The following is a 26,203-nucleotide window of genomic DNA, read 5'->3' as shown; positions in this document are numbered from 1 at the left end:
GGTCGCCGCCCAGTATACCGCGCGCGGCCGGATCGCGCGCGGCGCGCCTCGAAGGGCCTTGCGCCCCATGGTATCCTGAACGTTCAGTTTCTATCCGCCCGACCCCGACAAGACAAGGAGGCGCCCGTGGGGAACTGGGTTCGGCGGCTCGTCCGCCTGGCGCTCGCCGCCGCGCTCGCCGCGGGGGCCGCCCCCGTCTGCGCGCTCGCCGACGAGGGCCCCGCCCCGGCCGAGGCCCCGGCGGGGCGCGTCCTCACCGTGGCGTTTCCCCCGACGCCCGGCATCAGCGCCCTCGACGAGTCCGGCGTGCGCAGCGGCATCTTCTACGACTGGCTCGTCGAGATCGCGAAGTACACGGGGTGGACCTACGAGTTCGTCGACGGCGACGTGGAGGAGCTGATGGACCGGGTCGCCTCCGGGGAGATCGACCTCATGGGCGGCATGTACCTCCGCGAGCAGCTCGCCGACTCCTACGGGTACGCGCGCATGCCCATCGGCTCGAACCACGCCTTCCTCGTCTGCCCGGAGGATCGGGACGACCTCGTCAGCTACGACGTGCGCAGCCTGGACGGCGCGTCCATCGGCGTGTACGAGAAGGCCGTGGAGAAGAACCGGCGCCTTCAGAACTTCATCGACTTCAACGGCCTGGACTGCCGGATCGTGCCGCTCGGGCTCGACTCCTACGAGAGCTGCCTCGCAGACGGGCTCGTCGACGTCAAGCTCGGAAGCGAGGTGGGGGTGCCCGAGGGATGCAAGGTGGTCGCGGAGTTCGAGAACGAGCCGTACTACATCGTCTCGGCGGCGGGCTCCGACCTGGTCGCCGAGGTGGACGCCGCCATGGAGCAGGTGTTCGCGGCCGACCCCGCCTTCGCCGACGAGCTCTACCGCGCCTACTACCCCGAGGCGCGCTGGAGCCCGCTTTCGCTCACCAAGGACGATCGCGCCTTCGTGGAGGCCTCCGGGTCGGTAACCGTGGCCGTGGTGGCCGACCGCTACCCGCTCTACTACGAGCGCGACGGGTCGTGCCAGGGCATCGTGAAAGACGTGTTCGACCGGATCGCCGAGCTCACCGGGCTGTCGTTTCGCTTCGTGCACGCCGCCACCTACGAGGAGGCCATCGGCCTCGTCGCGTCGGGCGGGGCCGATTTGCTGGGCGGCTTCATGGACGACGCGCACGCCGCCGCCGAGCGCGGCCTCGCGCTCACGAAGGGATTCGCCAGCCTCGACGAGGTGGTGCTGCGCAACAAGCTCACGCTCGGCGACGGGCGCGAGCAGGTGTTCGCCCAGATCGAGGGCCGCGTCGCCGGCGAGGCGGCCGAGGGCGCGCGCGTCGAGCGCTTCGCCTCCTACGCCGAGTGCCTCGAGGCGGTGAACCAGGGCCGCGCCGACTTCACCAGCATGCCCGCCTCCTACGCCGAGCGCCTGTTCATGGACCGCTCCTTCTCCAACGTGACCCCGGCCACCTCCGATCACCGCGAGACCTCGTTCACCGTGGCGTTCCCGCAGCCGGTGGACGCGGGGCTCTACGCGGTCATGAGCAAGGCGATCAACAGCCTCACGCAGGAGGAGCTCGACTCCGCCCTCTCGCGCAACGCCGTGCCCATGGGCGACCGCCCCGTGTCGCTGCGCTCGCTCATCGTGGAGAACCCGCTCGTCGCGGCTGGCGTCGTGCTCGTGGTGGCGCTGCTCGTGGCGGCGGTGGCCATCGTGGTGTCGGTGTCGAAGGTGCGCAACCGCATGATGGAGATCCGCCTGGAGAAGGCCGAGGAGACGGGCCGCGCGAAGGCCGACTTCCTCTCGCGCATGTCCCACGAGATCCGCACCCCCATGAACGCCATCATCGGGCTGTCCAACGTCGCGTCGCTCTCGGGCGAGGCGACGCCCGCCATCCGCGCCAGCCTGGAGAAGATCAACACCTCGGCGCAGTTTCTGCTCGCGCTCGTCAACGACATCCTCGACATGTCCAAGATCGAGAACGACAAGATGCGCATCGAGCCCGCGCCGATGAGCCCCCGCTCGCTCGCCGAGCGCCTGCAGAGCATGTTCGGCCTGCTGGCCGAGGAAAAGGGCCTCGCCCTCGAGGTGCGCTGCGACGTGGAGGGGCTCGTCGAGGCCGACGACGTGCGCCTGCAGCAGGTGCTCGCGAACCTGCTGACCAACGCGTTCAAATTCACCGACGCGGGCGGCGCGGTCCAGCTCACGCTGCACGAGACGGCGCGCGCGGGCGGCGCGGCCTCCATCCGCTTCGGCGTGAAGGACGACGGCGCGGGCATCAAGGAGGAGGACCTCGAGCGCATCTTCGTGTCGTTCGAGCAGGCCGCCGAGAACCGCCGCAACGCGCAGGGCACGGGCCTCGGCCTGGCCATCAGCAGCAACCTCGTGCGCCTCATGGGCGGCAGGCTCGAGGTGTCCAGCCGCTGGGGCGAGGGCTCGGAGTTCTTCTTCACGCTGCGCCTGCCCGTGGCCGGAGGGGAGGGCCCGGAAGGGAAGGGCGGCAGCCTCGCCGAGGAGGCGCCCGCCCGCACGCTTTCGGGCACGCGCGCGCTCGTGGCCGAGGACAACGACCTGAACGCCGAGATAGCCCAGGCGCTGCTCGAGATGGAGGGCGTGGCGTCGGATCGCGCCGCCGACGGGCGCGAGGCCGTGGAGCTGTTCGCGGCGTCCGAGCCGGGCGCCTACGACTTCGTGCTGATGGACGTGAAGATGCCCGTGCTCGACGGCCTGGCCGCCGCGGGCGAGATCCGGGCGCTTCCCCGCGCCGACGCGCGCGCCGTACCCATCGTCGCGCTCACGGCCAACACGTTCCAGGAGGATCGCGACAAGGCCGCCGCGGCGGGCATGGACGCCTTCGTGCCGAAGCCCTTCGACGCGCGCCAGCTCTACGACACGCTGGAGGGCCTGCTGGGCCGGCAGGGCTAGGGGCGCCGCGCCCGCGCCCCCGGCCGCGCCGTCTTTCGCCGCCCATGGTGCCGCCCACCTGCGTCCTCTGTCGCTTCGGCCCGTTTTCGGTTACTATGTACGATGCAGACAAACGTGCGGGGAGGTGAACATGGGTCGCGCACCAAGAGGAAGGCGGGGCGCCTTCGGATTGGCCGCCGGCATCGTCGCGGTCGTCCTCGTGGCGGTCGTAGGCGGCGGCGCGCTCGTCCACGTGTACTCCGACACCGTGCGCAACCTCACGCGTGAAGACAGCATCGGCTACCTCGAGGACATCTCCGGCCAGATCACCGAGAACGTGCGCATCGTGACCTCCCAGATATTCTCGGCCTTGGAGACGGTGGAGCGCGGCCAGAGGAGCCGGGTGGAGGCCGGCGCCACCCTCGCCGAGCTGAACGCGGAGATGGCCGAGGAGCGCGCCCGGTGGAACCTCGACAAGCTCGCCTACGTGGACGAGGACGGCATGTGGTGCTTCGCCGACGGCACGCAGCGCTACGTCCGCTCGCAGGACTACCTCAACAAGACCCTGCTCGAAGGCGAGTCCTCCGTCTCCGGCATCGAGAGCATGGACGGCCGCGACGTGCTCGTGTTCTCCATTCCCGTCGACTTCGAGATCGAGGGCCACCGCATGAAGGCGCTCGTCGGGGTGTACGGCGTCGAGGACATCCTGCACCTGCTGTCCATCGACTCGTTCGACGGCCAGGGCTTCGCCTACATCGTGCGCAGCGACGGCTCGGTGGCCGTGCGCTCGGCGGAGCAGACGGCCGTGAGCAGCGAGTACAACATCGTGTCCGCGCTCGAGACGCAGAACCCCGCGGAGCAGGAGGCGGCCGAGCGGCTGCGCGCCGACCTCGCCTCCGGCGCGCAGGGCGTGGTGCTGGTGGACTACAACGGCGTGCCCACCTACGTGTGCTACACGCCCGTGGGGGTGAGCGACTGGCGGCTGCTGTCCTTCGTGCCCAGCAGCTACATCGACGAGCGCTCCAACAGCCTGTACCTGCTCACCGTTGCGGTGGGCGTCACCGTGGCGCTCGTGTTCGGGGCCGTCATGCTGCTCGTGGTGGTCGCCCAGCACCGCAACCGGCGGCGGCTCGAGCACATCGCCTACGTGGACCCGGTCACGGGCGGCGACACCCTCGAGCGCTTCCGCGAGCGCTTCCAGGACGCGGCGCGCGGCGACATGCTGCACCGGGCCCTCGTGTACGCCAACATCGCGAAGTTCAAGTCGTACAACGACCGCGAGGGCAAGGAGGGCGGCGACAGGCTGCTCGCCGCCGTGAGCCGCATGATCGGGGAGCGCATGCGCGAGGGCGAGTTCACCGGGCGCGTGGCGGCCGACCACTTCGTCACCCTGCTGAACCCCACCGACGAGTCCGAGGTGAAAAAGCGCCTGGACGAGTTCTCCATCGCGGCGGCGCAGGGCAGCGAGGGCGCGCGGGTGTCCATGGACTTCGGGGTGTACCTGCTCGACGAGGAGGCGCTCAAGCAGGAGCTCACGCTGCTCATCGACGCCGCGAACCTGGCGCGCACGAGCGCCGAGAAGCAGGTCCTCTCCGGCGGGTCGCGCGTGGGCTTCTACGACGCCCGGCTGCGGCGGCGGTTCCTGCGCGAGAAGGAGCTCGAGGACCGGTTCCCCGCCGCGCTCGCGGGCGGAGAGTTCCACGTGTTCCTGCAGCCGAAGGTGGCGCTGCCGGGCCGGTGCGTCGACGGCGCCGAGGCCCTGGTGCGCTGGTTCGGGCCCGAGGGCAAGCTCTTCCCCGACGAGTTCATCCCGCTCTTCGAGCGCAACGGCATGATAGCCCAGCTGGACTTCTACATGTTTCGCCAGGTGTGCGCGCTGCTGAAGCGCTGGGAGAGCGAGGGGCGGCCGCTCGTGTCCATCTCGGTGAACATCTCGCGGGCCAACTTCGACGTGCCCGACTTCTTCGACCGCTACGAGGAGCACGTCCGCGAGAACCGGGTGCCCGCGCGCTGGCTCGAGTTCGAGTTCACCGAATCGGTGGTGTTCGACCGCATCGACGAGATCAACCGGGTCATCCGCCGCATCCACGCCCTGGGCGCGCGCTGCTCCATGGACGACTTCGGCTCCAGCTACTCGAGCCTGAACATGCTGCGCAACCTGGAGGTGGACATCATCAAGCTCGACCGCGGGTTCTTCGTGGGCGATGCGAGCGACGCGGGGAAGGCCGAGAGCATCGTGGGCGGCATCGTGGGCATCGCGCGCGCCATGCGCATAGCCACGGTGGCCGAGGGCGTGGAGGAGCTCGACCAGGTGAGCTTCTTGGAGGGCATCGGCTGCGACATGGTGCAGGGCTACGTGTTCGGCCGGCCCATGCCCGCCGAACAGTTCCAGGAGTTCCGTATCGACGAGGGGAAGCGAGGCGCTGATGACTCAGACGACTAGAAGGACGGCCCGGGCGGCGCGTCGCTGGACGTTGGTGCTCGCGCTGGTTGCGGCGCTGGCTGGATTGGGCGCGCTCGCAGGCTGCTCGGAGGGCGGCGCGGGCGGCGAGGGGTCGGGCGATGAAGAGATAGTGCTCACGGTGTCGAAGCGCCGCGTGGACATGCTGCCCCAGGGCATCATGGACGAGATGGTGCGCCGCCATCCCAACCTGCGCTTCGAGTTCGACGTGAACGCCAACGGCAACTACTCCGGCCAGCAGATCCTCGAGCTGGAGCACCACGACATCCCCGACATCCTGGTGAACACGCGCAACCTGGACCTCACTGAGGATCTGGAGAACAACCTGGTGGATCTGGCGGGCTACGATTTCATGAGCCGCTACCTTCCCAGCGTGGTCGACCGCCTCAGCATGGACGGGCGCGTGTTCTATCTGCCCGGCTACCTCACCTATTCCGGGCTCATCTACAACAAGGAGATGTTCGCCGAGCACGGCTGGGAGCTGCCGCGCTCGCTGGAGGACCTCATCGCGCTCAACGAGCAGGCGAAGGCGGAGGGCATCCGCCTGCTGTCGTATTCCCTGGATCTGCCGGGCAGCCGCTTCCTCCACCTCACCAACATCGCGTCGGCCCAGTTCATCCACACGCCGCAGGGCATCGACTGGGAGCGGCGGTTCCTTGCCGGCGAGGCCGCCATGACCGGCGTGTTCGAGCCGTACATGGACGAGTTCCAGCTGTGGCTGGACGCCGGCCTCATCACGGCCGACGACCTGAGCCTTACCGCCCAGGACTCCACGAAGCTGTTCGCAAGCGGGCAGGCGGCCATGTGCTACGGGCTGAGCAGCTCCGTGAGCGCGAACGACTTCGACTTCGAGGCGGGGGTGGCGCCGTTTCTGGCGAAGGGAGAGGGCCAGGAGAACGCCTGGTACTTCTACTGGACGAGCGGCCTTTACGGCATCAACAAGAAGCTCGAGGAGCCCGGCAACGAGGAGAAGCTGGCCATCGCGCTGGAGATGTTCGAGTTCATGAGCACGCCGGAGGGCCAGGAGATACTCATGGGCGGCGCCGAGGGGCGCTACTCCTCCACGAAAGGGACGGCCGACGACGATGACGCGCTGCTGGGCGACTACGCCGACGTGGTGGAGCGCAACAACCTGGTGGAGGCCGCCACCTACGCCACGGCGGCGCTTCCCGGCGGCAACGCCCTGGGCGAGTTCATGCAGGGGCAGGCCACCTCGGCCGAGGTGCTGGCCGCCTGCGACGACGCCATGGCCGAAAGCAAGTCGGAGACGCAGATGGGGGAGAAGCTCGGCCGGGTGACGCGCGACCTGAGCAAGGACGAGACGGTGCGCTACTTCGCCGAGGCGTTCCGCGAGCATCAGGGCACCGATCTGGGGCTCATGCTGCCCGGCGGGCTGCCGAACGGCCAGCTCCACGTGAACGGCGTGTGCGGCCGGCTCTACGAGGGCGACTTCTACTCCAACCAGCTCACCATCCTTCTGCCCTATACCAACGAGCCCACCACGCTCGCCACGGCGCGCATCTCAGGCGCCGAGCTGCGCGGGCTTCTGGAGAGCGGCCAGACCTTCGAGCAGAAGGGGTGGACCGGCGATCTTCTGCCGTTCTATTACGAGGTGGCGGGCGCCGAGGTGTCCTACGACGACGCGCACAAGGTGACCTCGCTTTCCGTTGGCGGCCGCGAGGTGGCCGACGGAGACGAGTTCACGGTGACCTACCTTGCCGGCACCGTGGACGAGGAGAGCGTGAGCGACGTGCAGGTGACCGAGCACCAGCCCATCGGAGCCGCCACCGAGTACATGGCCGCCCACCCCGATATCGGCTGACGCCTGAGCGGAGCGACCGGGTTTGTCATCCTGAGCGGAGCGCGTCAGCGCGGAGTCGAAGGATTCTGCGGTGCCAGCCGGCGGCCGTCAAAGCGCGGAAAAGCGCGCTGGAACAAAGCGCCGGGGTTGTGGTATACTGCTCCGCTGTATCTTTGCGCCCGGTGCGTGCGTGTCTGCATGCCCTCGCACCGTCCTGTTGGAAAGGAAGATCACGTGGCCCAAGCCTCAAAGAAACAAGCGCCCGCGCAAACGGATGACCAAGCTGCGAAAGCCCCGATCGATACCGAAGAGATACTTGATGACGAGGCGCTCGACGCCGACCCGGACGTGGTCTCGGCCGATGCGCTCGACGACGATAAGCTCGACAGCGGCCTGTCCGACGACAGCGGCCTGTCCGATGAAAGCGACGAGGACCTGCTCGAGGGAATCCCCGAGGAGGAGCTCAAGGCCACCGTGGAGGTGCAGCTGCCCCGGGTGACCAAGAGCAAGGTGCGCTCGTCGGCCCGCAAGCGCAACGCCGACGCCAGCGTGACCATGCTCACGGGCGACCCGGTGCGCATGTACCTGAAGGAGATCGGCAAGGTGCCGCTGCTCACGGCCGCCGAGGAGATCGACCTGGCCATGAAGATAGAGGCCGGCGTCGCCGCCACCGAGGAGCTCGAGCGCGCCGAGGACGAGGGCGTCGAGCTCGAGCGCCGCGAGAAGCGCCGCCTCGGCCGCATCGAGCAGATGGGCCTCGATGCCAAGCAGCAGCTCATCGAGGCGAACCTGCGCCTCGTCGTGTCCATCGCCAAGCGCTACGTGGGCCGCGGCATGCTGTTCCTCGACCTCATCCAGGAGGGCAACCTCGGCCTCATCCGCGCGGTGGAGAAGTTCGACTACACGAAGGGCTTCAAGTTCTCCACGTACGCCACCTGGTGGATCCGCCAGGCCATCACGCGCGCCATCGCCGACCAGGCCCGCACCATCCGCATCCCGGTGCACATGGTGGAGACCATCAACAAGCTCGTGCGCATCCAGCGCCAGCTTCTGCAGGAGCTCGGCCGCGAGCCGAGCCCCGAGGAGATCGGCAAGGAGATGGGGCTGTCTGCCGAGCGCGTGCGCGAGATCCAGAAGATCTCGCAGGAGCCCGTGAGCCTGGAGACGCCCATCGGCGAGGAGGAGGACTCCCAGCTGGGCGACTTCATCGAGGACGACGCCGCCGTGGTGCCGCCCGACGCTGCGAGCTTCAGCATGCTGCAGGAGCAGCTGAGCAAGGTGCTCGACGGCCTGGCCGAGCGCGAGCGCAAGGTGATCGCGCTGCGCTTCGGGCTCGAGGACGGGCATCCGCGCACGCTCGAGGAGGTCGGCCGCGAGTTCGGCGTCACGCGCGAGCGCATCCGCCAGATCGAGAGCAAGACCCTCGCGAAGCTGCGCCACCCGTCCCGCTCGTCCAAACTGAAGGACTACCTCGAAGATTAAGGGCGAATCGTCATCCTGAGCGAAGCGGTCGCCGAAGGCGGCCGCGCAGTCGAAGGATCCCGTGCGGCCGAAGGGCCGATGAGAGGCCGGAATGCAAAACGAAAACCTCGAACTGTTCGCGAGCTGCCTCTCCGGGTTGGAGGGGCAGCTCGCCGAAGAACTGAAGCGTCTCGGCATCAAGCGCGTGCGCCCCCTCGGCGGGGGCGTCGCCTTTTTCTGCGACGTCCGCCATGCGCTGGCCGCGTGCCTGTGGTCGCGGCTGGCCTCGCGCGTGCTCGTGGTGGTGGGCCGCGTGAACGCGGGAGACGCCGAGCTGCTCTACGAGGGCGTGCGGCGCCTTCCCTGGGAGGACGTCATCGCCGACGGCGCGAGCATGGCCGTGCAGGCCCACGGCATGAATGAGGAGCTGCGCAACACGCGCTTCACGGCGCTCAAGGTGAAGGACGCCGTGTGCGACCGTTTGCGCGAGGCGCGCGGGGAGCGCCCCGACGTGGACGCCGCGAACGCCGATGCCCTGGTGGACGTGCGCGTTCGCGAGGCGCGCGCCACCGTGTCGCTCGACCTGTCGGGCGAGTCGCTCTACCATCGACCCTACCTCGCGCCCCAGGACGGGCCCGACGCGCCGCTGTCCTGCGCGCTGGCGGCGGGCCTGCTCGCGCTCGCCGGCTGGCGCGAGCGCGCGGCGCGCGGCGAGGCGCTCGTGGATCCGGCCTGCGGCGACGGTCTTCTCGCGGTGGAGGCGGCCTCGGTCGCCTGCGATCTCGCGCCGGGGCTCACCCGTGAGCGCTGGGGCTTCTTCGGCTGGCAGCAGTCCCAGCCCGAGGCGTGGAACGAGCTCATCGCCGAGGCCGACGAGCGCTTCGAGCGCGGGCTCGAGGCGGCCGTCGCGCCGGGCGCCCTCGACGGCCCCGCCTCGGCCCCGCCCGATCCCGCCTACGTGCGCGTGGCGGGCGCCTCCACATCTTCGCCGGCCATCGCCCGCGCGCGCGACCATGCCAAGCGCGCGGGGCTGCGCCAGGCGCTCACCGTCGAGCTCGCCGATGCCGATGCGGTCGCGGGCCTCGTGGAGCGCGCGAGCGCCGCGGCGGGCAGGCGGCGCGGGATGGAGGCGCTTCCCTGCGCGGTGGCCAGCGTGCTGGCCGCAGGGGAGGCGTCCGAGGCGCGGGCGCAGGCCGAGGCGGTCGCGTTCGTGCGCGCGGCCTCGGCGGCTCCTGAGGGCTCGGCCTTCGCGACGGCGGGCGGCGAGGGCGTGGAGGCGCGCTTCGGCGCCGCTCCCGCGCTCAAGGCAAAGCTCGGACGCGACCGCGTGGCCACCGAGGCGCTCGTGTTCGACGCGCCGCCCAAGGAGGCCGTCACGGTGGTCGTGCCCGACTCCGCCGGCGGCGCGGAGCATCGCGTCGAGGTGCTCGAGCAGACCTCCGAGCAGTTCGCCGCCCGCCTGCGCAAGGTGGCCAAGGAGCGCCGCAAGTGGGCGCGGCGCGAGGGCGTCACGTGCTACCGCGTGTACGACGCCGACCTGCCCGACTACGCCGTGGCCGTGGACGTGTACGAGGGCGCGGGCCAGGCGGCCGGGAACACCTACGTCCATGTGGCCGAGTACGCGCCGCCCAAGACCGTCGACCCCGCGCGTGCGCGGCGGCGCTTCGACGACGTGCTGGCGCTCGTGCCGCCGGCGCTCGGCGTGCGGCCCGACCACGTGTTCGCCAAGGTGCGCCAGCGCGACAAGGGCGGCAGCCAGTACCGCGACGCCGGCCGGCGCGCCTACGTCACGCAGGTGGCGGAGGACGGCTTCACGTTCGAGGTCGATCTGGCGGGGTACCTTGACACGGGGCTGTTCCTCGACCATCGGCTCACGCGCGAGCTGGTGGGGCGCAAGGCCGAGGGCAAGCGCTTCCTCAACCTGTTCGCCTACACCGGCACGGCCACGGTGCACGCGGCCGCAGGCGGGGCGCGCACGACGGCCACCGTCGACCTGTCGCAGACCTACCTCGACTGGGCGCGGCGCAACATGGAGCAGAACGGCTTCGCGGGGGAGGAGCACACCTTCGAGCGCGGCGACGTCATGCCGTGGATCAGGGAGGCGCGCCGCACGGGCCGCCGCTTCGACCTGGTGTTCGTCGACCCGCCCACCTTCTCCAACTCCAAGGCCATGGGCAAGCGCACCTGGGACGTGCAGCGCGACCACGTGGAGCTGCTGATAGGGGTGTCGCGCCTTCTGTCCGAGGAGGGCGAGGCCGTGTTCTCGTGCAACCTGCGCACGTTCAAGCCCGACGAGGAGGCGCTCGCCAAGTACGGCGTCAAGCTGGAGGACATCACCGCGCAGACCATCCCGCACGACTTCGAGCGCAACCCCCGCATCCACAAGTGCTACCTCGTGCGCCGCGCGTAACAGGGGGGCGTGACAGGGGAACGTGACAAAGGGAAATTGTCACGTTCCCCAAGGGAAAACGGCCTCGAATCTCGCACGAGAACGTGACAATATTTCCGTCCCTTTGTCACGCCCCCGTCCATCTTGCCAAGAACATCCAGATCAGCTATATTTAGCATTGCGAAGGTAGAAGAGACGGGGAAGCCGATGCAGCAGCGGTTCGCACAGCAGGTGAAGAAGGGCGCGCTCGAGATGCTCGTCCTCAAGCTGCTCGTGCGCGAGGAGAAGTACGGCTACCAGCTGATCACCGAGCTGCGGGAGCGCACCGACGGCGCGATCTCGCTCAAGGAGGGCACGCTGTACCCCATCCTCTACCGGCTGGAGGACAGCGGCCTCGTGGAGAGCCGCCTGGCCGCGCGCGCCGACAAGGAGCCCGCGCGCAAGTATTACGCGATCACCGGCGAGGGCCGCACGGCCCTTGAGGAGATGCGCGGCATCTGGAACGAGTTCGACGGTCACGTGAGGTCGATCATGGAGGAGGAGCAATGAATCGTGAATCCTATGTGAAGGCGGTCGCGAAGCGGCTTTCGTGCTCGAAGGCGCGCCGCGACGAGTTCGTGCGCGACCTCGAGGCCGACATCGCCGCCGCGCTCGAAGCGGGCGAGGGCTGGGAGCAGGTGGAGCGCCGCCTGGGCGATCCGCGCCAAGTGGCCGCCGAGTTCAACGAGGGCCTTTCCGAGCAGGAGCTCGCCGCCGGCAGGAAGCGCAAGCGCACCAAGATGATCGCCATCGCGGCAGCCGTGGTGATCGTGCTGGCAGCCGTGATCGGCGGGGCCGCATGGTGGGTGGCGCCGAAGACGGCGCCTGTGGGCACGAGCTCCGGTGCATCCGAGCAGGCGCTTGTCACCAAGGCGCAGGAGGCGGCCGAGGTTATCGCCGCGAACGATTACGATGCGTTCCTTCCGATGCTCGACCCCAGCGTGGCCCAGGCTTTGTCCGAGCCCGTGATAGCGGACGCCCATGCGCTCTTCGGCGACGATTGGGGCCCGCTCAAGTCGTACGGGAACGCGTACTCGACCCAGATCGAGCAGATGGGGCTGGTTCTCGACGTGGTCGAATTCGTCGCCAACTATGAGAACGCGACGGTGACGTTCACCATGTCCTTCAACAAGGACATGAAGATCATGGGATTGAACCTCAGGTAGGCGCATGATGGAGCTTGTCGTGCCTTTCGCGCTCGGGCTCGCGATCTTCGCGTTCGGCGCGCTCGTCTTCGCGGGCAACGAGCGGTGCTATCGCATCCTCGCCGGGGGAGAGAGCTTCCTCGCGCTCGATCCCGGCGAGGCCGAGCTCAGGCGCAGCGCGCGCCTCTCGGGGGCGGCCGTGTGCCTGGTGGCCGTGGCGCTCTGGTGCGCGGTTGCGCGGGCGTACGCGCCGGTCGGCGAGGGATTCGGTGCGGCGCTCGTCGCCGTCGCGGTCGGCGCGGGGGCGGGCGTCGTCGTGCTCATCGTGCTGCAGCTGCGCCAGTACGCGCGCTTGTTGAGGAGGTCGGACCGTGGGTGAGCCGAGGCGCTTCGCGGGGAAGGTGGACGGCTGGTTCTATGCGGCCATCGCGGGGACGAACCTGCTGTTCGCAGGGATGGTTGTGACGACGCTCGCGAAATCCGAGCCCGTCGGCGCCGCGATCGGCCTCATCTGCCTCGCGATCTGCGACCTCGTGCTCGTGCCCATGGCCGCACGCACCTTCGTCGAGTTCGACGGCGGGGGCAACCTCACCATCGTGTTCGGCTTGCAGAGGGCGTCGTTCCCCGTCGCCAAGGTCAACCGGGCGCGCGAGACGCGCAGCGTCCTGGCCTCGCTGGCCGCATCGGCCGACCGCATCGAGCTGACCGCCGGCTACGACCAGGTGATGATCGCGGTGAAGGACAAGGAGGGCTTCCTCGGGGAGCTCGCCCGGCGCAATCCCGGCACGCAGATCGAACGCAGGGCCGCGCGTCGCTGACATGAAGAAGGCCTCCCCGAAGGAAGGCCTTTTGAATTCATGGTGGTCGCTACAGGATTTGAACCTGTGACCCCCGCCGTGTGAATCAGATAAAAGGCCAGATGAATAGGCATATTTAGAGTGATTTACACTTGCTTTGGCTATAAGTAACGACAGGTAAAAATGCCTAGGATGATGCGCGTTGTGTCCTGATTGTGTCCTGCTTTCAGGCAAGAGCGCGAGTGATTTGCGGGTGGCCTCCAACCGAAGGAGGCAGATCGAAATGAGCAGGAACGGAGACGTGAGGGCAGACGTGCCCATGGAGATAGCGGACAGTATCGAAGATGTACAGTGCTCCGTGGCATGTCTTGCCGAAGTGCTGGAATGCGTGAGCGTGGCCGTCGCATCAGCGGAGGAAGATTGCACGGAGTACATAGAGGGAACCATGTCCGTCCTTCTCCAAGCCGCCCGAGCGGCAAGTGAGGAAGCTACGGCGCTCCTAGAGCTGACCAAGGCCGAGGACGAACAATAGGCCGAGACGTGCGGCGGGTTCGCAGGATGGCTTCGCCGCACATTCCCGATTCGGCGGGCGCTCGCTCTTTCGCAAGAGGTGAGCACCCGCCCTTTCTTTTTGGCGATGTTGAGCGCCGCCCCCGCAAAGGGATGGGATACGGGCGGGCTTGCCCGTTCCCTCTCCCAGCTTGCAAACGCCGCATCGGGCAGCGCCCGTCTGTGGTCAGGTGCGAGTGTTAGGCATCCCAAGCAAATGCCGTGCTCGCAGCTGTCCATAGATGGGCGCGGAGGGACGGGGGTGAGATTCAGCGGCGTATGCACTTGGCGAACGGGGTGCGCGGGAAGCGGGTTGAACGCCGATTGCAGCCGATACGAACCGATTGCAGGCGCTGTCTAGGGGTCGCAGCCGTCTCAGTCCATCTGACGCGGCCCCTGCCCTGGAAACGGCTGCAATCCGTTCCTCTCGGCATCGTCGGGGCCGCCGCTGTCGGTGAGCCAGCCGCGAGTGGGCGCGTCACCGCCCCCTTCACTGCACGGGTTTTCAGGTAGGCGGGCGGGCAGGAGCGAGGCGGCGGTGCGCGCGAAGGGACTTGCTGCGGGCGCTTGGGTAGCCTCGGGATGTTTGAAATCTTAGAACGCAACCGCGAGCCGCCGAACTGCGCATGAAGCGCTCCTCACTGGGGTTCGGAGGTTCGCCGCTGCGCGTCATCTTCCATCCTCCCCACCGTCGGCAGCACGCATCAACGCCTTCGCTGCCCTCATGTCTTATAGGGAGGGGGTATAGGTATATTAGATAAAATGGATAAATGGTTATCTGGAAGTTCCCCTGCGAAATTTTGGGGCGGTTTCAAGAATTTCAAAGCTCCGCGCGGCTGTTGCGGGCGCGTGTAAATGGCACCAAACAGGTAACTTATCGCCACGCGTAACCGCTCTTCTTTTGCGCGTCCGCTCTTCTGCGCCATGCAGCTTCCTTGTCTTCATCATGCTTACGGACTACTCGCGCACACATAGCTAACGCCAGCCGATCAGCGGGTTGTGTTGGCCCCGCCAACTTCCATGTGTTACTATTCGACCAGCCAGACAACCGAACATTTGCGCAACGTCTATGCAGGGGGGCATCTGCCCACCTTGTACGCGTTGCGTATCAATGGTTGTCTGGCGACACGGGTGGATGTCCTCCTGAGTAGGTCGCCGAAGACCTTTTCTGATGCATTCTCCTGATATTCCACGTGCAGAGCATGGGAGGAACAATGGCGAAGAAGACTTTCTGGAAAAGGTACAAGTCTTATATAATCGGACTCGCGATAGTTGTCCTGATTGCGTCTATCTTCATTCCTGCAAAAATAGAAATACCTGGTCGCACCTTGGACGACTACGATGAATTAAAAGGCCAGATTGCTAACATAACGCTTGTTGAAAAACTTGATTACGATACAGTCATCTACGAAGTTCAAGCATCGCCAAAGAATTTTTTTATAAAAGTACATATGCCTGAAGGGATTGGTGCCGAAGTCGGGGCGCGGGGATGCATCATTGATTCGTCCGAGCTTATATTTGATGGAAGCCATGAGCACCCGTATGGGTTTCTCTTTCCCCGAAACGGCTCGCTTTTCCAAAAAGCCCTTACTTTTTTGGGTATCTACAATTTCAACCCTTCTATCGAGGGGCACATTGAAAACAGGCTCGGCGCATCGGTTGATTCCGAAGTAACGGTAGGAGATCACCTTTACCTTGGTAAAGCAAAATTTCACCCTCGCTTCGGTGATGCTTTCTCTAAAGGTATAGAGTGGCGAGTCCTTGCCATCGAAGATGACAGAGCACTTCTAATTGCTAATGACATTATTGAGCTGCGAGGGTACCACAACACAGATGCCGACGTTACATGGGAGACGTGTGATGTGCGAAGCTGGTTGAATGGAGAGTTCTATAACGGTTTGCCGAATAGCGTAAAGTCAGTCGCAATCCCCGTTCAAGTGACAAATGGCGACAACCCTGTGTATGACACCGACGGGGGGAATGACACGGAAGATACGGTGTTTTTGCTCTCGCTTGATGAAGCTAATGCCTATTTTTCATCCGACGATGACAGGCGAGCGCAAATACTGGTGGAAGGGGAAACTCGCTCATATATCAGAAAAGCATATGGCGTTGATCCGGTGACGGATGCAGAGGAGCATGGTGGATATACGTGGTGGCTGCGCACCCCCGGCGACCTTTTCAAAGCGACGTTCGTCGGAGCAAATGGCAGTTTGGGAACTGGAGAGGGAATCTTCGATGACGGCATAACAGGCACTAGTGTGAGCATGGACGGAAACAGCATTGGAGGGGTCCGTCCTGCTTTATGGGTTCAGGTTGAATCGGAGCAAGGTGATTCTTCCGCTAATGCGCCGATCGAATCCGACCAACCTCAGGTTCCTGCTGGCGTTGTCGACGGAATGGAGACAGGACGAGATGTCGATAAAGCTGAAGAAGAGTACAACATAAGGGAGTATGGGCTCAAACCAAAAGAACAAACCATTGATTGGAGCGATGCGAGAAACTATATAGGCCAGACCGTAACGGTTGAGGGAACTGTTGTTGAAGTCGCCCGTTACCAGTTCAATGGCGGGATTGATAATGGTGGCTCGGAAATTTTCTATCTCAATCTGGGCAACGCTTTTCCCGACATCAATAGGTTCACCGCAATAATCTGGTACGAAGACATACTTACCGGAAGCGTTTATGAAGAACTGACTTACTCTTCCGCAGTTGTAGGTTACACAATTCAGATAACGGGCACGGTAATCGATTACGAGGGGGTTCCGGAAATCGAGATAAGGAGCAATAGTCAGGTGAAAGTCACTAGCGCAGCCCTCGGAGATTGGCTAAGCGAAATGTAATAATTCTGCGCTCCACCGCCATTCTTTACGAAGGTCGCTATATCTAGACGCGTTGTCGCAATTCTCAAAAGAAAGGAGATCGCCTGATGTGTCCGAATCGGTCTTCACTATCTAGCAGGAGAAGTGCGATAGTTTCTGACCTGGTTCGCAGGGCGGCTCATAGGTTCTGGCATTGGTTCGCGGTCGAGGATGACGGTATTAATGGATCACGTTTGTTCAGGACTATTTTGTTCATTTTGTTCTTCGGTTGGCCTTTCATTCTCATGGCGATACACGACGCGCAGCTATGACATAGTCTTTCACCCGGGCTGGGAGGATGCCTTAAACACCCTGAAAAGAGTACGCTGTCGCAAAGGCTTGCGGGATATTATGCTGTTGTTAAGGTGCGACTTCCTGCTGGCTGTATTGATCGACTCCTAGTTCTTCCTAGGGCCGTTTTTTTACGGTTCTGTGCCACCCTGTGCCACCTACCTTTCTTAGCTACTCAAAATGAAAAACCAGTAACGAGGTATCTAGATGACACAGGGTGGCACGGTGTTACGGGTGAAGAGAGTTGGGCTGTTTGATCTTGAAGCCCAGCACGCAGTTCACGGGGTTGGTAATGCTGGTCGGTCTACGGCGCATCACCTGGAAGCCCGCCCGTTCTAGCTCGCCTTTGAAGGAGTTGGCGTTGGACTGCTCTACTCCGTTGGATCGCGCCCACTCGTTGAAAGCTTTGAGCAGTTCGGAAGTGGCGACGGCGTTCCCAGCATCCTTTTCAAGCCGCTCTTCCGCGAAGCGCTTCACAACGTCGTTCTCCTCGGCGTACTTGCCGGTCGCCGACGCGACGGACGGGGGGAGGGCAAGCCCTTCGGCCCGCAAGCTAAGCCACCCTTCGAGCAGCCAGTTCAGTATGGCCGACATGGCCTCCTCGCTCCTGAACTTCCGTTTCAGCTCTGGGTCACGCTCGGCTTCGGTGAAGTGGCGCGTGAAGGGCACGACCACCACGCGGCCCGACTTGAAGAGCGTCGCGTCCGTGGCCGTGGGCAGATGGTTGGTGTTGACGAAGAGCTTGAACTGGGGCTTGTAGTCGAAGGAGTTCTCGTTAAGGAACCTCGCGTTCACACTGTCCGACCCCGTCCAGTGCTTCACGGTCGCGCTGTTGAGGCGCATGCCCCTCGGAAGCTCGGGGACGCTTGCAAATCGCACGCCATCGAGCCTCGCCAAGTCCTCGGTCGCCTTCATGCCGCCCGCCGTGCTCCGGGCCGTGCTGAGCATTTCTGGGTTGGTGACCGCCCCGTAGTCGCCGAGGACGTTGAGCACGGCTTCCACCAAGGTGCTCTTGCCGTTGCGGCTCGTGGGACCGTAGAGGAGGAACATCGCCTCGTGATGCGTCGAACCTGAGAGGGCGTACCCGAAGCAGCGCTGCAAGAACAGCGCCTCCTCCTCGTCACCGTCCGTTATCTCGCTGACGAACTGTCCCCATCTGGGGTACGCGGCGTCGGGTCTGTAGGAGACGGGGGCCAGCTTTGTGATCAGATCAGCGGGCGAATGCAGCTTCAGTTCGCCCGCTTCGAGGTCGAGCGTGCCGTTCTCCACGTTCAAGAGGTACGGGTTCGCATCGAACTCGGCCAAGGCCAAGGGATGCACGCCAGCTGCGTCTTTCAAGATCGTGTCGCGGACGCTGCGCTTCTGCCACTTGCTCCATTCGGCATCGAGCCGGTTCAGCTCCGCTTCGGAGGCGTTCAGGAAACACCGGTGCAGCGCTAGCGCGTTAGCTAGTTCCTTGACAAGTTCACCGGCTTCTAGCGCACCGGCGTCGTGCTTCCAGCGCGCTCCGTCGTAGACATACCAGCTTTTCCGCTCCGGGCAGTACCTCGCCTTGTCCTTGAACACGTCGGCGAAGAGGTACCCGCGGCCTTGGTCTGTGCTTCCGTAGCGCCCCCCGTCTTCCGGTCGCAGCTCTGCGAGTCTGTCAAGCAGCTCTTGGTCGGCTTGCACCCTTCCCTTCGGGGCCTGGTACTTGGAGATGGAGAGGGCAACGCCGACGGCCTCGGCCTCGTCCAAAGGGGGAACCAGCGTGCTGGCGTTGTAAGTAAGGGCTTCTTTGATCAGCTCTTCCAAGCCATATCCAAAGTGGCGCAAATGGCCTAGATGCGAGGCCAGGGCATCGTTTCGCCCGCCCTCGTGAACCTTGCCGTCTTCAGCGTCTCCCCCCTCGTCTTTGCCTTTGGGAGCGCGGTATTCGACAAGGGCGCGCACCACGTCATCAACCTCTGCTATCTGTGCTTCGAGCTGGCTGCGGCCCTCCTCCCATGCGTATGGGGTTCCGGACGGGTGGACGCTCGGGGGCGCGACGATATAGCCACCCTCGGCCTTGACGTCGATTCCCGGAAGGATTCCGGTTCTGGACTTGCAGGCCTCGTCGCTTCGGAAGTAGTAGTGCAGCCCGTCGCCTCCCGTCCTGGCGGTAACGGTTTCGGGCAGGGTCGCGCCCCTCTCTTCCAGCCACGAGCGCAAGGACTTTTTGCCGTCTTCATTGTGGGTGTCTACGTCGACCACGCAAAGGCCACCCGACGCTGCCCCGCATGCTATGCCGATGTTCGCGTTTGGCTCCGATTCCCAGATGCGGTTGATCTCCGCCGGGTCTTTAGTGGCGTTCTTGAAGCCGTTCGGGGCGAGATTGCCCAACGGCTCTTTGCCGCCAGGTACTAGAGGGAAGACCGCGAAGCCAAGCTCTGCGTAGGTCAGTGCCGCATCCATCATTTTGTTCTCGTAGGCGTTCACAGCACGCCTCCGCTCTTCGTGGTCTTCGTGATCCTGCCGTGTCGGCTGCGAAGCGCCGCCCCTCGTCCGGCGTGCACGAGCGTCGTGCTATCATATACGGGTAGGCTTTCCTTCTCTGGTTTGTCTACGACGGCACCCGTTAGCTGGCATGCGGCGGGTGCTGGTTTATCTAGCGACGACATGCGGGACATGTGCGCCACCTCCTTCCTTGATGTAGTCGAGGAAGCCCTGCTTCGACATGAACAGCTTGCGTCCTATATGGAAGCCGGGTAACCTCCCCTCATTGATCTCCTTGCGCACGGTCTGGGCGCTGAGGCCCGTCAGCTCGCAGACGTGGTTGACCGTGAGAAGGTCGGGATAACTCGCGAGCAGTTCGACCTGCCCCGCCATGTGCGCCATGAAGGGCAACGGCTCGCCACTAATGCACTTCATTTGCTTTCACCTCCTCGAACAGCTCCGACGCATCGCCTTCCCACCCTAGCTCGCGCGCCAGTCTCTGGGCCTGGCTCGGAAACAGTATCAGCCCCCTACTCTCGGCATTGCAGATGTACGATGCGCTGACCCCTGCGAGCCTTCCAAGCTCGCGCTGGGACAGCTTCTTGTCGCGTCGCAGAAACTCCAAACGCTTCACGATACCTCCTTCTTCGTATCCTTGACTTCTTGCTGACCCGTACTATAATGTTGACTAACAGAAGCAGTCAAGTCCAATATTAGCAATATAGACTAACAAAAGGAGAATTGCAATGGTGAAGAAGCTAGACACAGCGCTGTTTGACTGGGAGCTGTACGGCTTGCTCGTGCGCAAGGCGCGCATAGACATGGGCTACAAGAAGGCCGAGGACTTCGCCGAGAGCGTTTGGAGACGCACGCGCGTGAGAATGAGCCGCGACATTCTGTACAAGATCGAGCAGGGCCGTCAAATACCAGACGCGAGCCAGTTCATGGCCCTTAACCTTGCGGTCAGCGATTCTCTGTTCTACCCGGACGTTACGGATATGTGCACTTCGCGGTCGTGGAAGCAGATAGCTGGCGGCGACGGCATCCCGGACGAGTGGAAGAAGGAGAACTCCGAGGAGGCATGGGCGGAAAGGACTGGCATGCGGGATGCGCGCGATCTTGAGCACATGCCAGCAGCCGAGGAAGCCCGCGCGCTCCTGAGCGAGAAAGCGAACGACCTCGCCAACGACCGTCCGGAGCTGTTCGACAGCGGGGAGGCTGACAGCGACTGGCATAACGCGCTAGAGACCTACCTGGCGGAGACTTACGGGCCTGATGCGCAGGATTAGCCCGAGCCTCGCAAGGACTGACCAACCCCGCCCGATGACCGGGCGTGTTGGATATAGCCAAGCAAGTGCGAATTGCAGAAAGGAGGAAGCATCATGGCAAAAGGAGACGGGAGCATAACGGAAGTGCGGCGTGGTGTGTGGCGCGTGCGCGTGGACTTCGGCACCGACCCGGTGACCAAGAAGCGCAAGGTGGTCTCCCGCAACGTCTACGGCACCAAGGTCGAGGCCCGCAAGGTGCGCGACCAGATCAGGCAGGAGCATGAGAGCGGGCTGCGTGCGGATGCAGACAAGCTGACGCTCGCGGAGTTCGCCGACCAATACCACGAAGCACGCTGCGCAGCCGGTGAGATAGGGAAAACGCATCTTGACAGGGAGCGCAACGAGCTGAACACCATCAGCGCGTACCTCGGTTCAACCGTGTTGCGCGACATAACGCCCCAAATGGTGGAATCGCTGTACGCGGCCATAAGGCGCGACAAGACAGCAGAGCGAGGGAGCTATAGCGGAACCACGCTCAACCAGATACACGGCACGCTGAAGCGCGTTCTGCAAAAGGCAGTCGATTACGACCTGATCATGCGCAACCCATGCGATCGCGTCAAAGCGCCGAAGAAGGACGAGCCGGAACGCCGCTCCCTTTCCATCGAAGAAGGTGCGCGGCTGCTGTCTTGCATAAACGAGGAGGAGGCGACGGCCTATAGCGATATGTCTGAGAAGGAAGCCCGCCAGACCGAGCGCGGCAACCTGTTCGGACGCGACTACTTGCGAGGGCTGAACATCATCAGCAACATCCTCGCCGTGCGTATCGGCCTTGCCACCGGAGCGCGTCGCGGCGAGGTGTTCGGGCTGTGCTGGGGGTGCATCGACCTCGACCAGTCGTGCATCCATATTCGCCAGTCGCTTACGTCTTACGGCGAACTGAAACCGCCCAAGAGCAAGGCTGGTGTGCGCAGCTTGTTCGTGGATGCCGTCACAGCGGAGCATCTTAGGCAGTGGAAGGATCGCCAAGCGGTCGAGCTGCTGAAAATCGGCATCAGGCAGGACGATGGCACGCCGGTGTGCTGCTCGGAGAAAGGCGGCTTGATCGACCTCCACAACTTCGAGCGGTGGTGGCGTCAGTTCCGCGTGCGTAACGGGTTCGAAGACTTGAAGTTCCACGAGCTGCGCCACACGCAGGCGACACAGCTTCTTGCCAACGGAGTGGATGTGAAGACGGTGCAGACCCGGCTCGGCCACTCCAACGCATCGCTCACACTCAACTGGTACGCCCATGCGATTCCCGAGAACGACGAGCGAGCGGCGCAATTGGTGGGAACTTTATTCGCAACTAGGCCAGAAAGCACCCCGATTTTGAAGGTGAAGACGGCTTGATTCTTGTCCGTTGTGTCCTGATTGTGTCCTAGCGACATTCTCAGGATGGTGGCAAATAAAAAGGCCACCGGCAAAAACACCGATGACCTGCTGGTTTCATGGTGGTCGCTACAGGATTTGAACCTGTGACCCCCGCCGTGTGAAGGCGATGCTCTCCCGCTGAGCCAAGCGACCGTTTCAAACTGCGCCGTAACGCGAGAAAATATTCTACCGGCAATCCCCAATGAGCGCAAGCCCTAATTTTCGCCATTTTCGAGCGCGCCACTGGCAGTCTGCTAGGGAGCGAGCGCGAAAACGCGCTTTTCCTGTCATCCTGAGCGAGCGCAGCGAGTCGAAGGATCCCGTACGGCGCCAGCAGTGAGTCTCACGGTTGGCACCGCGCGGGATCCTTCGACTCGCTTCGTTCGCTCAGATGGGGGAGTCGGTCGCGTTTCTGCGAATTGGCCGAATCCGCAAGGTTCCCTTGGCAGCTCCGGCCGTTTTAGGCTAGAATAGCAAAGCGTTTTCGCGGGCCTATAGCTCAATGGCGGAGCAGGGGACTCATAATCCCTTGGTTGCAGGTTCGAGTCCTGCTGGGCCCACCATCTAAACCGCAGGTCATCGGGCTAAAATGCTCGGTGGCCTTTTCTTTTTTCAATGCTGATTCGCGGCTCTTCCCGCAAATCGCCCGCAAACCGCGCAAAATCAGGCTGTTTTGACCTCGATGATGCGCGGCTTCTCCGGCTCCGTCGAGAACAATTCGCCTACCAGATGCGCCGCCTTCTCGTCGTTTTCCGGCAACGCATGGGCGTACCACTTCAAAGTCAGCGAAGGGTCGGAATGTCCGAGCCTCGTCTGCACCGTCTTCACGTCCACGCCGTTGGCAAGCAGCTGGGTGGCCTGGGTGTGGCGCAGTTCGTGGTATTTCAGATCACTGAAGCCGTTTCGCTCCCTGAAATCGTTCCACCAATGCTCGAAGTTCCATACATTGCAGAAGGTGCCCCGAGCGGAGCACACGACCGGCGTTGCGTCGCTTTGCCGCACGCCTATCTTCAGAAGCTCGACGGCTTGCCGAGTTTTCCACATGCGCAGATGCTCAACTGTTTTCGAGTCCAGCGCGATTCGGCGCACGCCCGCTTTGGTCTTGGCTTTGACTATGAATATGCACGACTGATCCAAATCAACGTATTTCCATATGAGCAACAACGGTTCGCTAAGCCGCACGCCTGTAGCTAGTCCGATTCTCGCTGTCATCGCATACCCGATTACAGACAAGCCGCGCAGGTAGGTTCTTCCGAAAAGGTTCCCGCGCTCGGTCTGGCGGGCTTCCTTTTCGTCGAGCATCCGATACGCCGCAGCTTCCGCCTCGTCGATGCACCGGAGAAGTCGCGCGCCCTCATCGACGGCGAGCGAACGGCGCTCGGGGTCGTCGGCCTTCGGCGCTTCCACACGGTCGCATGGGTTGCGTAGTATCAAATCGTAATTCACGGCCTTTTTGAACACGCTTTTTATGAGGACGTGGTATGACCTCATGGTCGTGTTGCCGAAGCTGTAGCCCTGTTCGATCCTGCGCGCCTTGATAGCCGCATACAACGATTCGATGGCCTGCGCGTCTATAGCGTTCATCGGCACGTCTCCGATGAACGAGCAGACGAATTCGAGGCGTTGCGCGTCTTTCTCGATTGTCCGCTCATTGGCCGTGCCCGCCGTCCTCCGCGCCTCCGTCCACGTTGCGGCGAATTCACGGAATGTCACCTTGCCAGAATCGATGCGCAAGCCGTTGTCGTGATCCGCTTTCATCTTGTCGCGAACCTTCCGCGCCTCGGCCTTGGTGCCGTGGACGGTGCGCGTCGCCTTGCGGTACTTGCCCGTGATCGGGTCTTTGCCGAAGGACAGCTGAACTTCCCACACCCCGCGCCCGCGCGCGATGATGCTTCCGTCTCCATTTGCCATGGTCTTACCTCCTTTCGCTGATCTACGTGTGAACGGCTATATCCAACGCGCCCGGGTCAGCGGACGGGGTTGGCTTCGACCTTTCGCTTGATGCATAGTTCCGTCCTGCATGCTTGGCTACAGGTTTTTGCCCCCTTGCGTTCAGCAATGAAGGGGGTTTTGCAGTTTTCACATACGGCAACCCGCCCATGCAGGATTGCCGAAACCACCTCATTCGATATGCCTTCCCACCAGGGGACGGAGGAAGGGGGGTCGTGATAGAAGAAGCCTTCTTCCGGGGTGAAACCGTACCCGCCTCCCTCTTCACCGACATGGTCGGGCAATTGCATGGTTTCGAGATCGATTGACTGCCCCATACTGCCCATCACGCGCGAAGCGAAGTGGCCGCAAGCGATCTTTGTAGCGTCTTCGCGGGTTATCGCACGTTCATCGAAAATGAAGGTTTCGCCATCTAGGTACAATTCTCCGATGCTGCTTCCCAGGATGACAGGCGCGCTTCCTCCTAATACAAGTTCCTCGTCAATCAGGCCATGCCTCGTGCAACCCGCAGTTTCAGGATTAATACATCCTTCGATTCTCCCGTTGTCCAATTCTTCAAACGTGATTAGACGGCCATAATACGGACTCCCAAGCGCCACTGCGGCGAGTCTAGCTAAGCCGCGTAAGCTATCCCTTAGGTGAATCACCTCGCGAATGCTAACAACGTAGTAAGGCCAAGTTAATTCGTTTATATGATCGCAGTAGTCCGGCATGCCGTCCTTTGAAAGAACATCTTGAAGAGGTCTTCCCAAACCTGCGCTATCAAACTCCGGTGCTCTAGAAAAGACCTTGTCTGAGTCGCATCCATCATCAGGAAAGAACCACGCAACGTCTCTATTGGATGCATGCTTTTCGAGATATCGCACCAAGTCAGTCCAGGTTCTCACTTTCATAAGATCGACAGCCGCGTCTCTTGGAGAAAAAGCTTGATCGCACCAACCCACGCTAAAATATGCAAAGTTCTCGTCCATTGCAGCAAGTGATATGACCTTTTTTAACACTTGTCCTCAAATCTTCGTATTAACAGTTAATTTCTAATAAGTGTTTTCTTCTTGCTACAATATACCCGTAACGGCTTCAACGGTCAACAGGTAATGAGGTGATGAAGAATGAAACGAGTTGTTTTGGAGCGCCAGAAGCTGGGCATTTCCCAAGCGAAGCTGGCCCGCGCCGCAGACGTGAATCAAAGCTGTATGTCGCGAATCGAGAACGGGAAGGAGCCACCTTACCCCCACCGCAGCAAGCGCATAGCTGACGCGCTGGGATGGGAAGGCGACCCTGCCAAGCTGTTCGAGGAGGTGGGCGAAAATGAGTGCGCCACTGATTAAGCAGGAACAGCCGCGAGGTTGCCGCATGGTGTATCTCTCCGAGAAGCCGCCCGCCGACGTGCCGGAAATGCTCGCGGGAGAGCCGGAGCTGCTTAGCGTGCAGGATATGCACCGCCTCACCGGCGTGTCCGAGCAGACCATACGCGCGGAGATAGCCACGGGACGCCTCCCCGGGTGCCGCATAGGCCGCCGTCTGTTCGTGCCCAAGTGCCGGTTCATCGAATATGCGATGGGAGGAAGCCATGGAGCATAGCGCGGAAGCGCCCGGAGCAGCCGCACGCCCTAGGAAAGCAACGGCTGACCGGACGCCAGGAAACGGGCTTTCGCCCAGCAGACAGTCTACCACGAGAGCCGCGCACGACGCCCCCTTTCCGCACCCGACCGAGGAGAGGTGCAGGGCACGTGAGATCGCGGCGAGGGAGCGCAGGAGGCGCGAGCTGGAGGCTTGCGGGCGATACTTCGCGGCGCTGGAGCATGACCGGGAGCCTACCCCCGGCGAGCGATCCGCGAGGGATACGGCGATCTGGAGCAGGCACCGCCAGGGCCTGCCGATAACCCCGCTCGAAGCCATGCGCCTCCCCCGCCTCGTTCCGCAGCCCAAGCCATGGGTGAGAGAGCTGTGGGACGGGATCGGCCATGGCGGGGCGTGAGGCGGGGTGCTACCTCTCGCAGCGCGAGTTCGACGCCGTGTGCCCGCGCGTGACTAGTTCGCAGATGGCCGTGTACGTCGCGCTCGCCACCACGCGCAACCGCAAGACCATGAGGACGCCGCCGGTGGGCGCAGGGCTGCTCATGGAGAAGACCGGCAAGAGCCGCCCGCGCGTCTTCGCGGACGTTCGCGGGCTATGCGAGGCCGGGTTCCTCACGAAAGAGAAGGGGCGCGGTGGCAACGTCTATGGCTTCCCCATGGCGGTACCGGTGGCGGCTCGAAAACCCGGTATCCCGGACAGTTAACCACGGCGAACCAGTCTTGTTTTCATGACTGTTTAGCCTTGGCTAACAGTCTCATATTCGAGACTTTTCCGAAAAGTATCTGATATGAGACAAAACAAAAGGATAGGGCCGGGTCAGAGGTTTGCGACACCGCTCATTCGAAGG

General features: G+C 63.3%; 22 protein-coding genes and 2 tRNA genes. 17 read left to right on the top strand and 7 right to left on the bottom strand.

Features of this window, described 5'->3' with window-relative positions; all coding sequences use genetic code 11:
• The first annotated feature begins 126 nt into the window (after nucleotides 1-126).
• The 10 genes from FX134_RS04025 (at nucleotide 127) to FX134_RS03980 (ending at nucleotide 13,523) form a co-directional block, all read left to right on the top strand.
• Nucleotides 127-2,919 carry an ATP-binding protein gene (locus FX134_RS04025; protein WP_080797938.1) on the top strand — a complete coding sequence of 931 codons (2,793 nt, stop codon included), beginning with the start codon at nucleotides 127-129 and terminating at the stop codon, nucleotides 2,917-2,919.
• A gap of 130 nt (nucleotides 2,920-3,049) precedes the next feature.
• Entirely contained in the window at nucleotides 3,050-5,341 is a 2,292-nt protein-coding gene (locus FX134_RS04020; protein WP_080803729.1) for a bifunctional diguanylate cyclase/phosphodiesterase, read from the top strand.
• Nucleotides 5,325-7,181, top strand: coding sequence for an extracellular solute-binding protein (locus tag FX134_RS04015; RefSeq protein ID WP_080797935.1), 1,857 nt, complete (start codon nucleotides 5,325-5,327; stop codon nucleotides 7,179-7,181). Before FX134_RS04020 ends, FX134_RS04015 begins: the two co-directional genes overlap by 17 nt.
• A gap of 213 nt (nucleotides 7,182-7,394) precedes the next feature.
• Nucleotides 7,395-8,642, top strand: coding sequence for an RNA polymerase sigma factor RpoD (gene rpoD, locus FX134_RS04010; protein ID WP_080797932.1), 1,248 nt, complete (start codon nucleotides 7,395-7,397; stop codon nucleotides 8,640-8,642).
• Nucleotides 8,643-8,733: 91 nt separating this feature from the next.
• Nucleotides 8,734-11,031: a class I SAM-dependent methyltransferase gene (locus tag FX134_RS04005; RefSeq protein ID WP_080797929.1), complete on the top strand. Its 2,298-nt coding sequence runs from the start codon at nucleotides 8,734-8,736 to the stop codon at nucleotides 11,029-11,031.
• A 186-nt stretch (nucleotides 11,032-11,217) separates the two neighbouring features.
• Nucleotides 11,218-11,559, top strand: coding sequence for a PadR family transcriptional regulator (locus FX134_RS04000; RefSeq protein ID WP_080797926.1), 342 nt, complete (start codon nucleotides 11,218-11,220; stop codon nucleotides 11,557-11,559).
• Nucleotides 11,556-12,215, top strand: coding sequence for a DUF3887 domain-containing protein (locus FX134_RS03995; RefSeq protein WP_080797923.1), 660 nt, complete (start codon nucleotides 11,556-11,558; stop codon nucleotides 12,213-12,215). Before FX134_RS04000 ends, FX134_RS03995 begins: the two co-directional genes overlap by 4 nt.
• A 4-nt stretch (nucleotides 12,216-12,219) precedes the next feature.
• Nucleotides 12,220-12,573, top strand: coding sequence for a hypothetical protein (locus FX134_RS03990; protein WP_080797919.1), 354 nt, complete (start codon nucleotides 12,220-12,222; stop codon nucleotides 12,571-12,573).
• The gene (locus FX134_RS03985) at nucleotides 12,566-13,012 is read left to right on the top strand and encodes a PH domain-containing protein (protein ID WP_080797916.1); all 447 of its coding nucleotides are present in this window, start codon (nucleotides 12,566-12,568) and stop codon (nucleotides 13,010-13,012) included. Before FX134_RS03990 ends, FX134_RS03985 begins: the two co-directional genes overlap by 8 nt.
• 262 nt (nucleotides 13,013-13,274) lie before the next feature.
• The gene (locus FX134_RS03980; RefSeq protein ID WP_080797913.1) at nucleotides 13,275-13,523 is read left to right on the top strand and encodes a hypothetical protein; all 249 of its coding nucleotides are present in this window, start codon (nucleotides 13,275-13,277) and stop codon (nucleotides 13,521-13,523) included.
• A 739-nt stretch (nucleotides 13,524-14,262) separates the two neighbouring features.
• Here the strand turns inward: FX134_RS03980 and FX134_RS03975 are convergent.
• On the bottom strand, nucleotides 14,263-14,466 hold the full coding sequence (locus FX134_RS03975; protein ID WP_143412130.1) for a hypothetical protein: 204 nt from the start codon (nucleotides 14,464-14,466) through the stop codon (nucleotides 14,263-14,265).
• 288 nt (nucleotides 14,467-14,754) lie between these two features.
• On the opposite strand from FX134_RS03975, the gene FX134_RS03970 reads away from it, so the two are divergent.
• Nucleotides 14,755-16,383, top strand: a complete 1,629-nt coding sequence (locus tag FX134_RS03970) for a DUF6273 domain-containing protein (protein WP_143412129.1) — start codon at nucleotides 14,755-14,757, stop codon at nucleotides 16,381-16,383.
• A gap of 537 nt (nucleotides 16,384-16,920) precedes the next feature.
• On the opposite strand, the gene FX134_RS03965 is transcribed toward FX134_RS03970, so the two are convergent.
• From FX134_RS03965 to FX134_RS03955, 3 genes are all read right to left on the bottom strand, one after another.
• Complete coding sequence (locus FX134_RS03965) at nucleotides 16,921-19,149, bottom strand: phage/plasmid primase, P4 family (protein WP_080797910.1); 2,229 nt, start codon at nucleotides 19,147-19,149, stop codon at nucleotides 16,921-16,923.
• A 165-nt stretch (nucleotides 19,150-19,314) separates the two neighbouring features.
• The gene (locus FX134_RS03960; protein ID WP_080797908.1) at nucleotides 19,315-19,581 is read right to left on the bottom strand and encodes a helix-turn-helix domain-containing protein; all 267 of its coding nucleotides are present in this window, start codon (nucleotides 19,579-19,581) and stop codon (nucleotides 19,315-19,317) included.
• On the bottom strand, nucleotides 19,568-19,780 hold the full coding sequence (locus FX134_RS03955; protein WP_172623372.1) for a helix-turn-helix domain-containing protein: 213 nt from the start codon (nucleotides 19,778-19,780) through the stop codon (nucleotides 19,568-19,570). Before FX134_RS03955 ends, FX134_RS03960 begins: the two co-directional genes overlap by 14 nt.
• A 112-nt stretch (nucleotides 19,781-19,892) precedes the next feature.
• Between FX134_RS03955 and FX134_RS03950 the strand changes: the two genes are divergently transcribed.
• Together FX134_RS03950 and FX134_RS03945 are read left to right on the top strand one after the other, a co-directional pair.
• Nucleotides 19,893-20,435 carry a hypothetical protein gene (locus FX134_RS03950; RefSeq protein WP_080797902.1) on the top strand — a complete coding sequence of 181 codons (543 nt, stop codon included), beginning with the start codon at nucleotides 19,893-19,895 and terminating at the stop codon, nucleotides 20,433-20,435.
• Nucleotides 20,436-20,528: 93 nt separating this feature from the next.
• Nucleotides 20,529-21,806, top strand: a complete 1,278-nt coding sequence (locus FX134_RS03945) for a tyrosine-type recombinase/integrase (protein WP_080797899.1) — start codon at nucleotides 20,529-20,531, stop codon at nucleotides 21,804-21,806.
• Nucleotides 21,807-21,905: 99 nt separating this feature from the next.
• Here the strand turns inward: FX134_RS03945 and FX134_RS03940 are convergent.
• Nucleotides 21,906-21,980 (bottom strand) — tRNA-Val (locus tag FX134_RS03940).
• A 335-nt stretch (nucleotides 21,981-22,315) separates the two neighbouring features.
• Between FX134_RS03940 and FX134_RS03935 the strand changes: the two genes are divergently transcribed.
• Nucleotides 22,316-22,390, top strand: a tRNA-Ile gene (locus FX134_RS03935).
• Nucleotides 22,391-22,490: 100 nt separating this feature from the next.
• Here the strand turns inward: FX134_RS03935 and FX134_RS03930 are convergent.
• On the bottom strand, nucleotides 22,491-23,738 hold the full coding sequence (locus FX134_RS03930) for a tyrosine-type recombinase/integrase (RefSeq protein WP_080797895.1): 1,248 nt from the start codon (nucleotides 23,736-23,738) through the stop codon (nucleotides 22,491-22,493).
• A gap of 56 nt (nucleotides 23,739-23,794) precedes the next feature.
• On the bottom strand, nucleotides 23,795-24,778 hold the full coding sequence (locus FX134_RS03925; protein WP_143412128.1) for a hypothetical protein: 984 nt from the start codon (nucleotides 24,776-24,778) through the stop codon (nucleotides 23,795-23,797).
• Between the two features lie 123 nt (nucleotides 24,779-24,901).
• Here FX134_RS03925 and FX134_RS03920 point away from each other — a divergent pair, with 123 nt between their 5' ends.
• The 3 genes from FX134_RS03920 (at nucleotide 24,902) to FX134_RS03910 (ending at nucleotide 26,059) form a co-directional block, all read left to right on the top strand.
• Entirely contained in the window at nucleotides 24,902-25,105 is a 204-nt protein-coding gene (locus tag FX134_RS03920; RefSeq protein ID WP_232050832.1) for a helix-turn-helix domain-containing protein, read from the top strand.
• A gap of 25 nt (nucleotides 25,106-25,130) precedes the next feature.
• A complete protein-coding gene (locus tag FX134_RS03915) occupies nucleotides 25,131-25,358 on the top strand; it encodes a helix-turn-helix domain-containing protein (RefSeq protein WP_172623371.1) in 228 nt (75 codons plus the stop codon).
• 383 nt (nucleotides 25,359-25,741) lie between these two features.
• The gene (locus tag FX134_RS03910) at nucleotides 25,742-26,059 is read left to right on the top strand and encodes a hypothetical protein (protein WP_080797880.1); all 318 of its coding nucleotides are present in this window, start codon (nucleotides 25,742-25,744) and stop codon (nucleotides 26,057-26,059) included.
• Nucleotides 26,060-26,203: the final 144 nt, after the last annotated feature.

Origin of the sequence: Arabiibacter massiliensis (assembly GCF_902386925.1) — a bacterium.
Classification (GTDB): Bacteria; Actinomycetota; Coriobacteriia; order Coriobacteriales; family Eggerthellaceae; genus Arabiibacter; species Arabiibacter massiliensis.
Note: the sequence above shows the minus strand (reverse complement) of the source record. Positions and strands in the feature narration are given on the sequence as shown.